1 protein-coding gene is annotated in these 18,199 nt (G+C 71.4%); it reads right to left on the bottom strand.

What is annotated here, in order from left to right; all coding sequences use genetic code 11:
- On the bottom strand, positions 1-18,048 hold the full coding sequence (locus ABZV58_RS05835; RefSeq protein ID WP_354998972.1) for a non-ribosomal peptide synthase/polyketide synthase: 18,048 nt from the start codon (positions 18,046-18,048) through the stop codon (positions 1-3).
- Positions 18,049-18,199: the final 151 nt, after the last annotated feature.

The raw sequence follows: 18,199 nt of genomic DNA, 5'->3' as shown, positions 1-18,199 counted from the left end.
CTAATTCCTTTCGGAGACCACGGCCTGAGCCTCGGCGAGGAGGCGGTGCAGCGCGGCGGCGAGGCCATCGCCGCCGAGCGCCGCGAGTACGCCGGGCACCAGCCCGGCGAGCGAGACGTTGATGAGGACTTCCGGTGTCGCCGCCGCGCCCATGGCCTTGGCCACGGTGGTCAGCTTCGCGGCGAGGTCGGCGTAGGACACCCGGTGCGCGCCGTGGCTGAAGGCGAGCGCGCCTGGAGCGACAGCGGCGGCCGACGCGATCAGCTCGGGCAGGTCGGCGACCGTTGCCGTCGGCGCTGCCGAGGGGTGCTGCTCGCCGTCGGTGCGGATGTCGATGGCGCGGATCGCGACGGTCGGGTCCGCCGCTACCGCGGCGAGCACCAGCAGCAGTCGTTCGGCATATCGCTCGACAGTCGCCGCATCGAAAATATCCGTGGCATAGCCGAATCGGAGCCCCATACCGGTGCGCGCACCGTCGGCGTCGAAGCGCTCGATGCCGGTGAGCTGTAGGTCGAATTTCGCCTCGTCCGGCGCGGGATCGAGGACTTCGACCGCGAGGCCCGGCAGTTCGACCCGGCCGGTGGGCATGTTCTGGAAGGTGAACATCACCTGGAACAGCGGCGTGTAGGCGCTGGATCTGGTGCGGCCCATGGCTTCGACCACCTGATCGAAGGGCACGTCGGCGTGCGAGAGCGCGGCCAGGTCGCGATCCCTGGCTTGGCGGAGCAGATCGGCGAAGCGGGAGCGCGGGTCGATCTCGGTGCGCAACGCGACGGTGTTGACGAACATGCCGATCAGATCGTCGAGTTCGGCCGCGCCGCGCCCGGCCACCGGTGCGCCGATGGTGATGTCGGACGTGCCGGACAGTTTGGCCAGCAGCACCGCGAGCGCGGCGTGCATCAGGGTGAACAGCGTGGTGCCGTGCTCACGCGCGGTCTGCTCGAGCGAGGTCGTCAACTCGGCGTCGACCTCGAAATCGACAGCCCCGCCGTGCATATCGCGGTGCGCCGGGCGTGGACGATCGGTCGGTAGCGCCAAGACTTCGGGCGCCCCCGCCAATTCTGTTGTCCAGTGGTCGAGTTGCCGTGCGTGCGACGAATCGGGGTCGTCCGCTGCGCCGAGCAGAGCGTGCTGCCATTCGCTGTAGTCGCCGTACTGGATCGCGAGCGGAGTCCAGCAGGGCGCGCGGCCCGCCGCGCGTTCGGCGTAGGCGCGGACCAGATCCCTGGTCAGCGGTGCGATGGAGTAGCCGTCCGCGCAGATGTGGTGTAGCACGACGACCAGGACGTGCTCGTCGGCGGCCGGTGCGAAGAGCGCGGCACGGACCGGAGGTGCGACGGTCACGTCGAAACCGAGGGCGACGAATTCGGCGATGCAGGCGTCGATCTCGGTGGGCGGTACCGGAATCGGCGTCAGGTCGAAGGACACCGCGGCGGCGTCCAACACGTCCTGCACCGGGCCTTCCGGCAGGTCCGGATAGCGGGTGCGCAGCGCCTCGTGCCGCGCGAGGACGTCCCGCGCGGCCGCCGTCAGCGCGTCGTGGTTCAGTGCGCCGGTGAGCCGGATGGCGGCGGGGATGTTGTACGCGGCGGAGTCCGGAGCGAGCCGGTTCACCACCCACATGCGCTGCTGCGCCGGAGCGAGGCGGGCCGGGCGGCTGTGGTCGCGCCGTACGAGGGCGGGTCGCGCTTCGGCGTCGTCCAGCTCGGCGAGCCGCAGGGCGAGCCCGGCCACCGTCGGCTCCTCGAACACCGCGGCGACCGGCACCCGTACGCCGAGTTCGGCGCCGAGCCGGGCCGCGAGCCGCGTCGCGAGCAGGGAATTGCCGCCGAGAGCGAAGAAGTCGGTGTCGGCGCCGATCCGGCTGGCCTCAGGGTCGTGCGCACCGTCGATCACCTCGCCGAAGGTGGCGACGACCAATCGCTCCAGTTCGGTGGCCGGTGCGCGGAAGGCCGCCTCGGCGAACACCGGCTCGGGCAACTTCGCGCGATCGACCTTGCCATTGGCGTTGAGCGGCAGAGAATCCAGCACGACGATGGCGGCGGGCACCATATAGGTCGGCAGCCGCGTCGCGAGTGTCGCGCGCAGGTCCGCTGCGGATTCGGCGTGCCCGTCACCCAGTACGACGTACGCGACCAGCCGCGCGCCCGCCCGCTCGTCCGTCTTGGCGACCGCCACCGCGGCCCGGACCTCGGGCAGGCGCAGCAGCGCCGACTCGACCTCGCCGAGCTCGATGCGGAAACCGCCGATCTTGACCTGGAAATCGGCCCGCTCCAGGTATTCGAGCTCGCCGTCGGCGCGCCACCGGACGATATCGCCGGTGCGGTACATCCGCGACGCCTCGGTAAACGGGTTCGCGACGAAACGGTCCGCCGTCAGCCCGGGCCTGCCCTGGTAGCCGCGCGCCAATTGCACTCCGGCCAAATACAATTCGCCCGCGACGCCGACCGGGACCGGCTGGAGTCTGCCGTCCAGCACGTACACCCGGCTGTTCCACGCGGGCGCGCCGATCGGCACCGTCCGGCTCGGCCGCGCGACCACCTCGTGCGCGGTGATCGAGACCGCCGCCTCGGTGGGTCCGTAGAGGTTGTGCAGCCGCGTGCCTGCCGCTCTATCGAGAAACTCAGCGGCGGTAGCGGGCGCCAGCGCCTCGCCGATGGCGAACACCTGCCGCATCCCGGCGGGCAGTGGGGCATCCGGCGTCGCGGCGAGCAGCATGCCGACCAGGGACGGCACCGCGTACAGCACCGTCACGCCGTGCCGCGCCATCAGCGCGCGCAACCGGTCCGGGTCGCGCTCGTCGCCGGGCCGGGTCACCACCAGCGCGCCGCCGGTGACCAGCGGGGACCAGAACTCCCACACCGAGAGATCGAAGGTCGCGGGGGTCTTCAACAGTGTCCGGTCGGTCGCGCCGAGCGCGAAACGCTCACGCAGCCAGACCAACTGGTTGACGATCGCCGCGTGCGGAACGGTGACGCCCTTCGGCCGCCCGGTCGAGCCGGAGGTGAAGACGACGTAGGCCGGGTGTTCCGGGCGCAGCGGCCGAATCCGCTCGCCGTCCGTGACGGGCGCCGCCGATCGGTGCGCCGCCTCGAGCCAGTCCACCTCCAGCACCCGCACCGAGGTCTCGATCGGCATGCCGTCGGCCACGGTGGTGAGCGCGCAAACCGGCGCGGCGGTGTCGACGATGTAGGCGATGCGGTCGGCCGGGTGATCCGGATCGACCGGCACGTACGCGCCACCGGCTCGCACCACCGCGTACATGGCGATCACCAGCTCGACGGACCGGCGCATGGCCAGCACCACCGTGCGCTCCGGGCCGACGCCATGACCGATCAACGCCCGTGCCAGCCGGTTCACGCGAGCATCGAACTCGGCGTAGCTCAGCGTCTTTTCGGTGTCGGCGTCGATCAGCGCGGGCGCGTTCGGCGTCCGTGCTGCCTGCCCATCCACCAGATCGGCGAGAGTCACCGGCTCGACCGGATGGGCTGTGGCGTTCCACTCCCCCAGTACGCGGGCACGCTCCTCGCCGAGCATATCCAGCTCTCCGACCAGTGTGGCGGGCTGTGCGACAACGCATTCCAGCACATCCACCAGTCGGCCGATCACCCGTTCGGCGGTCGCGGACTCGAACAGATCTGTCGCGTAGCCGAGCGTCAGCTCGATGCCCTCCGGCGTGCCGTCGGCGGCGTATCGGTCGACGGCGAACAGGTGCAGGTCGAATTGCGCGACCTCGTTGTCGAATTCGAGCTCATGCACCGTGAGGCCGGGCAGCCGCAGCTCGCCGCGCTCGTGGTTCTGGAACGAGTAGCCGACCTGGAACAGCGGGTGCCGCGCGGTGGAGCGCCGCGGCTCGAGCACCTCGACAAGTCGCTCGAACGGCACGTCGGCGTGCGAGAAGGCGGCGATGTCGGCGCCTCGGGCCTGCCCGAGCAGCTCGGCGAAGGTCTGCCCGCCTTCGACGCGCGTGCGCAGTACCAGGGTGTTGACGAACATGCCGATCACGTCGTCGAGTTCGGCCGCACCGCGCCCGGCGATCGGGGTGCCGACGGCGATGTCGCCGGTGCCGGACAACCGGGCGAGCAGCGCGGCGAACGCGGCGTGCACGACCATGAACAGCGTCGCACCGTGCGCGCGTCCGAGGCCGATCAGCTGCTCGTGCAGCCGCGGCGACACCGGCCGGGTCGTCTTCGCGCCGCGCAGACTCTGCCGCGCCGGGCGCGGATGATCGGTAGGCAGCGTGAGCTGATCGGGCAGTCCGGCCAACGCCTCGGTCCAGTAGGCGATCTGCTCAGCGGCGCGGGAGTCGGGGTCGTCCTCCGCGCCGAGCAGTTCCCGCTGCCAGAGCGCGTAGTCGGCGTATTGCACCGCCAGCGGCGACCAGCACGGCGCGCGGTCGTCCAAGCGCGCGGTGTAGGCCGTCATCAGATCGCGCACGAACGGCGCGACGGAAGATCCGTCGGCGGCGAGGTGGTGCAGCACGCCCGCCAGCACGAAGTCGGCGGATCCGATCCGGAACAACCTCATGCGCAAGGGGATCTCGGCGGTGACATCGAAGGCCGTGCTCGCCAGCTCCCGAACGCGCTCCGGCAGTGCGGCTTCGGACACGTCGACGGAATACAGCGCCGGAACTGCCTGCGTCGCGGGCAGAATGCGCTGCGTCGGCAGGCCGTCCAGCTCCGGGTAGGTGGTGCGCAGCGCTTCGTGCCTGCCGATGACGTCGGCCAGCGCCGACTGGAGCGCCGCGACGTTCACATCGCCGGTCAGCCGCAGCGTCAGCGGGATGTTGTAGGCGACGGACGCGCCGTCGAAGCGGTTCAGGAACCACATCCGCCGCTGCGCGGGCGAGAGCGGCAGCGTATCCGGACGCGCACCGGCCACCAGCGGCGGCCGCGCGGTTCCGGCCTCGCCCGCGCTCACGGTCGCGGCGAGTTCGGCGACCCGCGGCGCCTCGAACAGCGCGCGCACGCCGACCGGTTTGCCCAGCGCCGCGCCGATCCGGGCGGCGGCCTTGGCGGCGAGCAGGGAGCTGCCGCCCAGCGCGAAGAAGTCGTCGTCGGCGCCGACCTGGCGCGCGTCGGCGGCCAGACCGAGCACGTCGGCGTACACCCCGGCCACGATCTCCTCGACGGCCGTGCCCGGCTTGCGGTAGGCCGTCGACGCGAAGACCGGTGCGGGCAGCGCGGCACGATCGAGTTTGCCGTTGACGGTCAACGGGATTCGCTCCAGCGCGACGATCGCAGCGGGCACCATGTGCTCGGGCAACGTCCGCACCAGTTCTCCGCGTAGCGCGGCCGCGTCCACCGAGCCGTCGGCCACGACGTAGGCGACGATGCGCGCCTCGTCCACCAGATCGGTGCGCACCACCACCGCGGCCTCGCGGACCGCGCCCGTATCCAGCACGGCCGCCTCGATCTCACCGAGCTCGATGCGGAACCCGCGCAGGTTCACCTGCTGGTCGGCGCGGCCGAGGTATTCCAGGTCGCCGTCGGGGGTCCAGCGCGCCAGATCGCCGGAGCGGTAGGCGAGCGAGCCGTCCGCTGCGTAGGGGTCGGCGACGAAGCGGCTCGCGGTAAGCGCCGGCCTACCGAGATAGCCGCGGGCGAGCTGGCCGCCGGAGACGTAGATCTCGCCGGGCACGCCCACCGGGACCGGCCGCAGCCGCGCGTCGAGCACCCGCACCGCGAGGCCGGGAATCGCGCCGCCGATGACGCTGGCCGAGCCCGCGCCCGGCTCGATCGGACGATACGACACGTGCACCGTGGTCTCGGTGATGCCGTACATGTTCACCAGGCGCGGCCCGTCGGGATACCGCGCGAACCATCCGGCCAGCCGCTGCGGCTCCAGCGCCTCGCCGCCGAAAACGACATGCCGCAAGGCGAATTCGGCGGGCACGGCCGCGGCGTCGGCGGCGATGAGCTGGTAGAAGGCCGACGGCGTCTGGTTCAGCACCGTCACCCCGCGCTCGACGAGCAGGCGACGGAACTGCTCCGGCGAGCGCGAGGTGAAGTAGTCCACCACCACGAGTTCACCGCCGTGCAGCAGCGCGCCCCACAGCTCCCACACCGAGAAGTCGAAGGCATAGGAGTGGAACATCGTCCACACGTCCGACGGCCCGAACTCGAAGTGACGCCGGGTGTTGTCCAGCAGCCGCAGCACATTCCGGTGCGGGACGACGACGCCCTTGGGGCGGCCGGTGGACCCGGAGGTGTAGATGACGTAGGCGGTCTGCGCCGGGTGCAGCGGCGCGCGGCGGTCGGCGTCGGTCAGCGGCTCGGCGCTCACCGACTCGAGGTCGGCGTGCACGTCCAGCACCGGGCCGCCGAACCAGTCGCGCGGCCTGCCCGTCGCCGCGGAGCCGACCGCGCAGATCGGGCGCGCGTCGTCGATCATGTACTCGATGCGGTCGGCCGGATAGTCGGGGTCGATCGGCAGGTAAGCGCCGCCCGCCTCCAGGACGGCCAGCAACGCGACGACCAGCTCGACCGAACGCGGAAGCGCCACCGCCACCGAGGTTTCCGGTCCGACACCCGCGGCGATCAGCCGACGAGCCAGCCGATTCGCCTTGGCGGACAGCTCGCCGTAGGTCAGCACGTCCTCGCCCGCGCGCACCGCGACTGCCGCCGGGTCGAGCGCGGCGGCGCGGCGGAAGCGGTCCACCAGCGTCTCGTCGGTGGCCGCCAGATCGGCTCCGGTGCAAGCCCACTCGACCAGTGCCCGCCGCTGCTCCTCCGCGGAGAGCAGCTGGATGTCGCCGACCACCACCGTCGCGTCCGCAGCGACCGCGGCGAGCACCTGGGTGAAACGGCGGGCCAGCACCGCGATCGTCTCGTGGTCGAAAAGATCGGTGGCGTAGGTGATCTCGATGTCGATGCCGTCGGCGCGGCCGTCCGCGTCGTCGGCGGCGAGCACGGTGAACTGGAGGTCGAACTCGGCCGCGACCGCGTCCAGCTCGACCGGACGCACCCGGAGTCCGGCGAGCTCCAGCACGGGCACGGTGAAGTTCTGCATGGTGAGCGCCACCTGGAACAGCGGGTGGCGGTTGCGCGCGCGCTTCGGGGCGACCAGTTCGACCAGCCGCTCGAAGGGCAGGTCGGCGTGCGCGAGCGCCTCCAGATCGCGCGCCCTGACCTCGTCGAGGACGGTCTCGAACCGCGCGCGCGGATCGATGCGGCTGCGCAGCACCAGGGTGTTGACGAACATGCCGACCAAGCCGTCGAGTTCGGCCTCGCCGCGCCCGGCGACCGGGGTGCCGATGGCGACGTCCGCGTTGCCCGACAGCCGGGCGAGCAACACCGCGAGCGCCGCGTGCACGGTGCTGAACAGCGTCGTCTCCCGCTTGCGTGCCAGCTCGCGCAGTTCGCTGTGCAGGTCGGAATCGATGCGCAGCCGGTGCGTCGCGCCGCGGTGGGTGGACACGGCCGGACGTTTGCGGTCGGCGGGCAGCTCCAGCTGATCGGGCAGGTCGTCGAGGGCGCGCCGCCAGAACTCCAGCTGGCGATGCGCGCGCGACTCGGGATCGTCGGCGTCGCCGAGGATTTCGGACTGCCACAGGGTGTAGTCCGCATACTGCACGGGCAGCGGAGCCCACTGCGGCGCGCTGCCGTCACGGCGGGCGGCGTAGGCGGTCATCAGGTCGGCGGCCAGCGGGCCGAGCGAGAATCCGTCGGCCGAGATGTGGTGCAGCACGAGCAGCAGCACATGCTCGGCCGTTCCGGTTCCGGTCAGCGCGAACAGGTGAGCGCGCAAGGGCGTCTCTTCGGTGAGATCGAAAGTGACCGCGGCGCACGCGGCGAGGCGCTCGACCAGTGCCGACTCCGCCACCGCTTCGCGGCGCAGTACGGGCGTGCGGCGCGGCAGAATCACCTGCTCGGCGCCGTCCGGTCCGGCCGGATACACGGTGCGCAGCGCCTCGTGCCGTTCGACGACATCGCCCAGCGCCGCGGTGAGCGCCTCGGCATCGAGGTCACCGCCGAGCCGGAGCGCGACCGGGATGTTGCTCACCGCGTCGCCCGGCCCGTCGGCGTCGGCGAGAAAGCGGTTCAGGAACCAGACCCGCTGTTGCGCAGGCGAGAGCGGCAACCGCTCCGGCCGCGGGCGCGTGGTGATCGCGGGACGCCCGCCGCGACCGCGCAGCGCCTCCGCCCGCGTCGCCAGGGCATGCACGGTGGGCGCGTCGAAGAGCAGCCGGACCGGCAGCTGGGTGTCCAGCGCGGCGCCGAGCCGGGCCACCACCCGGGTCGCGGTGAGCGAATTGCCGCCGAGCACGAAGAAGTCGTCGTCGAGTCCGACTCGCGGCGCGCCGAGCACATCGGCGAAGACGCGCGCGACGATCTGCTGCGCGGGCGTCACCGGCGCGCGGAACGCCGCCGCCTCGAACACCGGCGCTGGCAGCGCCTTGCGGTCGAGCTTGCCGGAGGCGTTGAGCGGGAACTCGTCCATCGACACGAACGCCGAGGGCACCATGTATGCCGGAATGCGCTGCGCCAATGCCGCTTTCAGCGAGTCGGCGTCGATGGCGGGCGTGCCTATCAGGTATGCGACGAGCTGGGAATCGTCGCGCACCACTACCACGGCTTGGTCGATCTCCGGCAGCGCGGTCAGCGCGGCCTCGATCTCGCCGAGCTCGATGCGCAGACCGCGCAGCTTGACCTGGAAATCGGTGCGGCCCAGGTACTCCAGCTCACCGCGCTCGGGTCCACCCGTTCTACCGCTCCCCGTCGAATCGCTTCGCGCAGGAATCCATCGCACGAGATCGCCGGTGCGGTACATGCGCTCGGCGGAGGCGAACGGGTTGGCCACGAACCGGTCCGCGGTCAGGCCTGGCCGCCGGACGTACCCGCGCGCCAGCTGCGCGCCCGCGAGGTACAGCTCGCCCGGCACGCCGACCGGTACCGGACGCAGGCGCGAATCCAGCACGTACACGCGGGTATTGGCTACCGGAACGCCGATCGGCACGCTGTCGATGTCGGCGTCGGAGACTTCGTGGTAGGTGACGTCCACGGCCGCTTCGGTCGGCCCGTACAGATTGTGCAGCCGAGCGCCGGTCAGCGTGCGCAGCTGCTGCGCGGGGCCCGGCGTCAGCGCCTCGCCGGAGGCGAACACCATGCGTAGCGAATCACACCGCGCCGCTTCCGGTTCCGCGACGAACACCGCGAGCATCGACGGCACGAAGTGCGTCACCGACACCCGTTCCCGGCCGATGAGTTCGGCCAGGTAGCGCGGGTCGCGGTGGCCGTCCGGGCGCGCCACGGCCAGCTTCGCGCCGACCTGCAACGGCCAGAAGAACTCCCACACGGAGACGTCGAACGTCGCGGGCGTCTTCTGGAGGACGACATCCTCGGCCGTGAGTTCGTACTCGGCCTGCATCCACAGCAGCCGGTTGACGATCGCCGCGTGCGACACTGCGACGCCCTTGGGCTCGCCGGTCGACCCCGAGGTGAACAGGACGTAGGCCGCGTTGCCCGGGACGAGCGCACCGAGCCGGTCAGCGTCGGTCAGCGGGGCGTCGGAGTAGTCGGTGGTGTCGAACTGGTCGACGTCCAGCACCGCCCACACCCGCGAATCGCGGTCGGAAGGCGTGAGATCCAGGCCGTCGCCCGTGCGGCTGAGCACACACACCGGCCGCGCCCCGCGCAGCACGTGCTCGATGCGCTCGGCCGGATGGTCCGGGTCCACCGGGACGTAGGCGCCGCCCGCGGTCAGCACCGCGTACATGGCGACGACCAGGTCCACCGAGCGGCGCATGCCGATCGCCACGGTGCTCTCGGGGCCGACGCCGATGGACACCAGCAGCCGGGCCAGGCGGTTGACCCGAGCCGCGAACTCGGAATAGGTCAGCGTCGCGTCGCGACTCGGTGAGAGGTGGTCGGGCGACGGATGGGCAAGCGTCGCGTCGCGTCTCGACGAGAGGTGATGGTCGGGCGCCAGGTGGGCCAGCGACTCGCCATCGAAGCTCACCGCGACCGCGTCCGGCGTGCGTCCGACCTGCGCCTCGAACAGCGACACCAGCGTCGCGGCGGGGTCGAGGGCGCGCGCGGTGGCGTTCCAGGAGCCGAGCAGTCGCGTGCGCTCACCGGCCGAGAGCGTGTCGATGTCGCCGACGAGCACCCCTGGGTCGGCGCAGACCGCGTCGAGCACGCGCTGCAACCGGGCCGCGAACGCGGCGACGGTGTCGGCGTCGAACAGGTCGGTCGCGTACTCGAAGGCGGCGTCGAGGCCGTCGGCCGTCTCGGCGAGGGTCAGCTGGAGATCGAATTTGGCTGTGCGCGTGTCGATGTCGAGCCGATCGACGCGCAACCCCGCCAGCTCGACGGCGGCGCTCGCGGTGTTCTGAAAGTCCAGCATCACCTGGAACAGCGGGTGCCTTGCCGCCGACCGCTCGGGTTCGAGCGCCTCGACCAGCCGCTCGAACGGCACGTCGGCGTTCGCGAACGCGCGCAGGTCGCCGTCGCGCACGGCCGCGACCAGTTCGGCGAAGGTGCGGTCGGGGCGCACGTCGGCGCGCAGCACCAGGGTGTTGACGAACATGCCGACCAGCTCGTCGAGCGCCTGGTCACCGCGGCCCGCCACCGGGGTGCCGAGCGCGATGTCGTGCTGGCCGGAGAGCTTCGCCAGCGTGGCGGCGAAGGCCGCGTGCAGCACCATGAACAGCGAGGCGTTCGCGGACTCGGCGATCTCGCGCAGGCGGCTGTGGGTCGCGGCGGGGATGCGGAAGGCGTAGCGCGCGCCGCGCCCCGAAGCGGCTGCGGGGCGCGGCCGATCGGCGGGCAGGGCGAGCAGATCGGGCAGGTCGGCCAGTTCGGCGGACCAGAAGCGCAGTTGCTCGGCCAGCAGCGAGCCGGGATCGTCCGCCGAGCCCAGGGTTCGGCGCTGCCACAGCGTGTAGTCGGCGTACTGCACCGGGAGGGGCGACCAGTCCGGCGCGGCGCCGTCGCGGCGGGCGGCGTAGGCGCGCAACAGGTCCCGCGTGAAGGGCGCGATGGACCAGCCGTCCGCCGTGATGTGGTGCAGGGCGACGACCAGCACGTGTTCGTCGTGCACCACGGCGGCGCGGGCATCACGATGACCTCCGCCAGGGCCGGTGCGCCACAGATCGTCGGCGCAGCGCAGCAGCGTCAGTCGCACCGGCGGCGCTTGGGTCACGACGAAAGGTGTTGCGGCGAGGTCGCGTACCCGTTCGAGCAGATCACCGGCTTCGTCGTCGACCGCCAAGACGGGGCCTCGGTCGGCGGGCAGTACCTCTTGCCGTGCGATGCCGTCGACGGCCGGGTACCTGGTGCGCAACGCCTCGTGCCTGGCGACGACATCGCTGAAGGCGGCGGCGAGCGCCGCCCGGTCCAGCGGGCCGGTGAGGCGCACCGCGGCGGTCAGGTTGTTCGCCGTGGACGCCGCGTCGAACTGGTTCAGGAACCACATCCGCTGCTGCGCGTAGGACAGCGGCACGAAGTCGGGGCGCTCGGCGGCGACCAGCGGAAAACGGGTGCGTGTGGTCCGCGCGTCGGCGAGCGCGGCGGCCAGCGCGGCCACGGTGGGATGTTCGAAGAGCAGCCGGACCGGCACGTCGACTTCGGCCCGTGCCGCGAGCCGCGCGGCGATTCGGGTGGCCACCAACGAGTTTCCGCCCACCGCGAAGAAGTCGTCGTCCAGGCCGACGCGGTCGAGCTCGAGCACTTCGGCGAACACCTCGGCCACCGTCCGTTCGGCCGGGGTGCCGGGAGCGCGAAACTCCTTGGCCGCCAGAACCGGATCGGGCAACGCGTTGCGATCCAGCTTGCCCGAGGTGGTCAGCGGCATGGCCGTCAGAGCGACGTAAGCCGTCGGCACCATGTAGGACGGCAGCGCCGCGCGCAGCCTGCTCGTCAGTACCGCGGCCACCTCGTCCTTCGGGAGGTCGGTCACCACGTACGCCACCAGCAGCTCACCGGCCGGATGGGCGAAGACCCGCACCGCGGCGGCGCGCACATCGGCGGCGGCGAGCAGGGCGGCCTCGATCTCGCCGAGCTCGATGCGCTGGCCACGCAGCTTCACCTGGAAATCGCTGCGCCCCAGGTATTCCAGCTGTCCATCCCGGTTGCGCCGCACCAGATCGCCGGTGCGATACATGCGCGCGCCCGCGGGTCCGTACGGATTGGCGACGAACCGTTCGGCGCTCAGCTCGGCGCGGCCGTGGTAGCCGCGCGCGACCTGTATCCCCGACAGATACAGCTCGCCGACAACGGTTTCCGGCACCGGTCGCAGCCGGCCGTCCAGCACGAGCACTTGGCTGGCGCGCACCGGCCGCCCGATCGGGGTCGGACCCGCCGTCGCGGTGACCGGTGCGTGCGTGGCATGCACGGTGAATTCGGTCGGCCCGTAGAGGTTGTGCAGTTCGGCGCGGCTGACGGCGGCGAAGGACGCGGCGGCCTCACCGGTCATCGCCTCGCCCGCGACGAGGACGGTGCGCAGGCTGGCGAGCGAGGCGGCGGGCGCGGCCGCGGCGAACACCGTGAGCATCGAGGGGACGAAGGAGGTCATCGTGACGCCGTGCGCGGCGATGGTCGACGCGAGGTAGGCGCTGTCGCGGTGCCCGTCGTGCGCCGCGACCACCAGTCGCGCGCCGCTCGTCAACGGCGCGAACAGTTCCCAGACCGAGACGTCGAAGGTCGCAGGTGTCTTGAACAGCACCACATCGGCGGGGCCGACACCGTATTCGCCGACGATCCAGCAGATCTGATTCGCCATCGAGCCGTGCTGCACCGCGACGCCTTTCGGGCGCCCGGTGGAGCCGGAGGTGAAGATCACGTAGGCGGTGTTGGCGGCGCGCAGCGGGCGCTGGCGTTCGCCGTCGAGGACCGGGGCGGCCGGGTACTCCGTGAGGTCGAGTGTGTCCACTTCGACGACCGGGACTTCTTCCGACGCCCAGTCGTCGGCGGACCGGGTCAACACGCACGCCGGACGGGCGGCGGCCAGCACGTGGGCGATCCGAGCCGCCGGTTGATCCGGGTCGACCGGGACGTACCCGCCGCCGGCGGTCAGCACCGCGTAGGCGGCGATCACGAAGTCGGCGCTGCGCCGCATGCCGAGCACGACCAGCGTCTCGGGGCCTACCCCGGCGTCGATGAGGTGCCGGGCCAGCCGATGCGCCCGGGCCGCGAATTCCGCGTAGGTCAGCGTGCGGTGACCGTCGATCACGGCGACGGCGTCCGGAGTGCGGCTGACCTGCGCTTCGAACGCCGCGAGCACCGTTTCCCCCGCGGTGCGCGTCGCGGGCGCGGAACCCAGGACCGCCGACGAGCCCAGCTCACCCGGGAAGTCCAGCACCGCCGCCGAATTCGCCCCCGGAGCCGTCCCCAGCTCGATAGCCCAGCGCAATTCCGCGGTATCCAGCAGCGGCAGATCACCGACCGCCGTCTCCGGATCGCCGGTCAGCCCTTCCAGCACGCGCAGGTACCACCGCGCGAAATCGGCGACGCTCGCCTCGTCGAACAGATCTGTGGCGTAGGTGAATTCGGCCGGAACCCCCGCCGGTGCCGAACCTTCCCCGAGTCCGGCACCGGCGAAGCCTGCGGTGACCGTGAGCTGGAGATCGAACTTGGTCACCCCGGTGTCCAGAGTACCGGTGCGCACCGACATTCCGGGGAGCGCGAACTCGATGTCGGCGGCATTGTCGACCGAGAGCAGCACTTGGAAGAGCGGATGCCTGGCCTGGGAGCGCGGCGGATTCAGCGCCTCGACCAGTTGCTCGAACGGAACCTGCGCGTGACCGAATGCGGCGAGGTCGGCCGCGCGCACCGCGGCGAGCAACTCCACGCCGGTCGCCGCGGCGTCGACCCGGGTCCGCAGCACGAGCGTGTTGACGAACATGCCGATCAGGTCGTCGAGTTCACGTTCACCGCGCCCGGCCACCGGGGTGCCGATCACGATGTCCGCGCTCCCCGACAACCGGGCGAGCAATACCGCGAGCGCGGCGTGCAGAACCATGAAGTCGGAAAGGCCGTTGGCGCGTGCCGTCGCGGTGACGCGCTCGGCGATCGCGGCGGGCACCTCGAAGCGGTACACCGCGCCACGTCCGGTGGCGAACGCGGGACGCGGGCGGTCGGTGGGCAGCTCCAGCAGATCGGGGGCTTCGGCCAGCGCCTCGGTCCAGTAGGCCAGCTGACGGGCCAGCGGCGTGTCCGGGTCCGACGCCGCGCCGAGCGACTTTCGCTGCCACAGACCGTAGTCCGCGTACTGCACCGCGAGCGGCGCCCAGTCCGGCGCGGCGCCGGTCCGACGGGCCCGGTACGCCGTCGCCACGTCGCGGGCCAGCACGCGCAGCGAAAGTCCGTCCGCGGCGATGTGGTGCAACACGAGGGCCAGCGCGTAGCCGTCGGCGTCCACGGCGAACAACCGGGCGCGCAGCGGGATCTCCCGCTCCAGGTCGAATCCGGTGGCGGCGAAACCGGCGAGTACCGCGTCCAGCTCGTCCGCGCCGATCGGCTCGGCCGCCGCGAGCACGGTGACCTCGTCGTCGTGCAGCACGATCTGCTGGGCCGGGACGCCGGTCTCGTCGAGCACGGCGGGGAAGACGGTGCGCAGCACCTCGTGCCGCGCCACCACGTCGGCGACCGCCAGCCGCAGCGCGGTCACGTCCACGTCGCCGCGCAACCGCACCACGAACGGCATGTTGTAGTCGGCGGAGCGTTCGAATCGGTTCAGGAACCAGATCCGTTGCTGCGCGAGAGAAAGCGGAACCAGCGGCGGCCGCGGCACCACCCGCAGCAGGCGGGGCGCGGACGCGCCGCCGGTTCCGCCCGCCCGCTCGATCAGTTCGGCGAGATCGGTCACCGTGGTGGCGGTGAACAACTCGCGAACCCCGAGCGGGCAGCCCAAGTCGGCGGCCAGCCGGGCGGCCACCTGCGTGGCCACCAGACTGTTGCCGCCGAGTGCGAAGAAGTCGTCGTCGCGGCCGACCGATTCGCGGCCGAGCACCTCGCCGAACACGCGGGCGACCGCCTGCTCGACCGGCGTGACCGGCGCGCGGTATTCACCGGTGCGACGCTGCGGCGCGGGCAGCGCACCGCGATCCAATTTGCCCGAGGCGTTGACCGGCAGGGCATCGAGCACCACGTAGGCCGCGGGCACCATATAGCCGGGCAGCGCCGCGGTCGCCGCGGCCCGCAGCTGCTCGGGACGCACTGTGTCCGGCTCGGACTCGACCGCGTAGGCAACCAGCTGCTCGCCCGCGCCCGCGTCGTCGCGCACCACGACGACCGCGCGTACCACCGAGTCGACCGTGCCGAGCACCGCCTCGATCTCGCCGAGCTCGATCCGCAGGCCGCGCAGCTTCACCTGGAAATCAGTGCGGCCGAGGTATTCCAGCTCGCCGTTGGTAGGCCCACCCGTCGCCCGGCCACCACCCCCCATCGAATCGCTTCGCGATGCGGGTATCCATCTGACCAGGTCGCCGGTGCGATACATCCGGTCGCCCGGCGCGGCGGGGCCGTCCGGACCGGCGAACGGGTCGGCGAGGAAACGTTCGGCCGTCAGGCCGGTCCTGGCCACGTAACCCCGGGCGAGCTGTACCCCCGACAGATACAGCTCACCCGGAGCCCCGACCGGAACCGGCCGCAGCCGCGAGTCGAGCACATAGAGCCGGGTGTTGAACACCGGCGCGCCGATCGGCACCGAGAGGGTATCGGTATCGGTCACCTCGTGAAAGGTGACGTCCACCGCGGCTTCGGTGGGACCGTACAGGTTGTGCAGCCGGGCGCCGGTCAGCACCCGCAGTCGCTGCGCCAGCGACGCGGGCAAAGCCTCGCCGGACGCGAACACCGCTCGCAGGGTCGACTCGCGCGCGATGTCCTGGTGCGCCAGAAACACTTCCAGCATCGACGGCACGAAATGCGCGACGCTGACGTGATATTCGGCAATGACCTTGCGCAGGTAGGCCGGGTCGCGGTGTCCGTCCGGCTGCGCGAGCACCAGTTCGGCGCCGATCTGCAAGGGCCAGAAGAACTCCCACACCGACACGTCGAAAGTGGCGGGCGTCTTCTGCAACACCACGTCGGCGGGTGTCAGCCGGTAGGTCTCCTGCATCCACACCAGCCGGTTCACGATGGCGCCGTGGGTCACCAGCACGCCCTTGGGCTTGCCGGTGGAGCCCGAGGTGAAGATCACATAAGCGGGGTGGTCCTGTCGCAGCGCCGCGATCCGTTCGCGCTCCCACACCGGACCGTCCTGGTATTCGGAGAGATCCAGGTGATCCAGCCGCACCGTCCGCGCGCAGAGCTCCAGGTCCTCGGCGCCGAGGACACAGACGGGGCGGGCGGTGGCGAGGATGTGCGCGGTGCGCTCGGCCGGATGGTCCGGGTCCAGCGGCACGTAGGCCGCACCCGCGGTGAGCACCGCGTACATGGCGACGACGAGCTCCGGCGACCGGTGCAGGTGCAGCGCGACCAGGCTCTCCGGCCCGACACCGCGCTCGATGAGATACCTGGCCAGCCGGTTCACCCGGGCGGCCAGCTCGCGGTAGGTCAGAGTGGCTTCTTCAGCGCCCGCGAAACGAAGCGCGACCGCGTCCGGGGTGCGGGCGACCTGCGCCTCGAACATCGACACCAGCGTCGCGGGCGAATGCGCACCGGGGGCGCGGGCGGCGAGCAGCGCGTCGACGTCGCAGCCGGTGGCGTTCCAAATCCTGGTGCTCACCTCGATTTCCAGCTCGGTCGTCACGTCGATCGCGGATATCGGCGTTTCCAGGTCCGTGGCCACCAAGCGCTCCAGGTACTGGAGGAAGCGCGCGTGGTGGCGGGCCAGATCGTCGGCTGCGTAGAGGTTCGGGTTCGCCTCGAAGTCGACGTGCACGCGGTCGCGCTCGCCGTAGTAGACGTTCAGGCTCAGATCCTCCACCGGCCCGGTGGAGAGCACGTGGTACCGGCCGGTCGTGGTGCCGAGCGTGAGGTCGCTACGGAACAGCATCATGTTGGCCAGCGGCCCGAACAGCGCGCGCCGGGCCGGGCGGCCGTCGTGTTCGGCGTCGCGGCGGATGTCCTCGTGCCGGTACCGCTGGTGGCGCAGCGCACTTGCGACCTCGACGCGGGTGGCGCGCAGCAGGTCACCCCAGGTGGCCGCGCCCAACGTCATCCGCAGCGGCACGATATTGGAGAGCATGCCCGCCGAGCGCCGCATCGCGGCGGTGGTGCGCGCGGTGACCGGCAGACTCAGCACCACGTCGTCGCGATCGGTCAGGCGGCCGAGGTAGCCGGCGAAGGCCGCGAGCAGCACGACCGCGAGCGTCGAATCCTGGCTCTCGGCAACGGCGTTCATCCGCTCGACCAGCTCGTCGGGCAGGCCGCGTCCGACGACGAGGTTGGTCGCCGCACGCGGCGCGGTGCGCGGGTCCAGGCTCGTCACGCCGTCCAGCCCGGCCACTCGTTCGGCCCAGTGTGCGCGATCGGTTTGGTAGCGCCCGCTCTCCCGGTAGGCGATCTCGCCCTCGACCAGCGCTTCCAAGCTGCCCGGCCGGATCGCTTCCGGCTCGGTGCCGAGCACCCGCGCGGTGTAGCGCTCGGCGACCCGCATGGTGTTGGTCAGCGCGCCGTAGCCGTCGAGCACGATGTGGTGGGCGCGCAGGTACCAGAAGTAGCGCTGGTCGGCGACCCGCAGTACCGCGCCCGCGAACAGGCGGTCTCGCACGAGATCCACCGGGGCGCAGGCGTCGGCGCGCATCCATTCCGTCGCGGCGGCGATCGGATCCGCGTGTGAGCGGAAGTCGATCAGCGGGATCTCGATGGCCAATTCGGGATCGACACACTGGTACGGCGTGCCGCCGTCCTCGCCGAGCCGCACCAGCGTAGATCCGTAGTCGAGTGCCGCCTCGCGCGAAACCTCTTGCAGCAGAGCCGCGTCCAGCTCACCGCGCACATCGACGTATTGCGCGACGTTGATCGGGATCTCGGGCTCGAGCAGCTGCGCGTACCAGAGGCCCAGCTGTGCGGGAGCCAGCGAAAACGGCGTGGGGGACGGTGCATGGCTCGCCGCGTTCCCGTTCGGCCGCGCGCTGAACCCACCCAACTCCGTACCGTGCACCAGAGCCTCCTCGATAGCGAAACAACTGCTGGCCGAGCGCTTTTGGGCAGCACAAAGAGACGGCATGGGTGCCACCGGAAGGCGATTCGGCGAGAGCGCGGACGGTGACGACGTCACCGGCGCGAGATCCAACAATGGGTGAGAAGAGATC

It is taken from the genome of Nocardia sp. NPDC004654, assembly GCF_040609595.1.
Classification (GTDB): Bacteria; Actinomycetota; Actinomycetes; order Mycobacteriales; family Mycobacteriaceae; genus Nocardia.
This window is presented reverse-complemented; position numbering and strand designations above follow the sequence as displayed.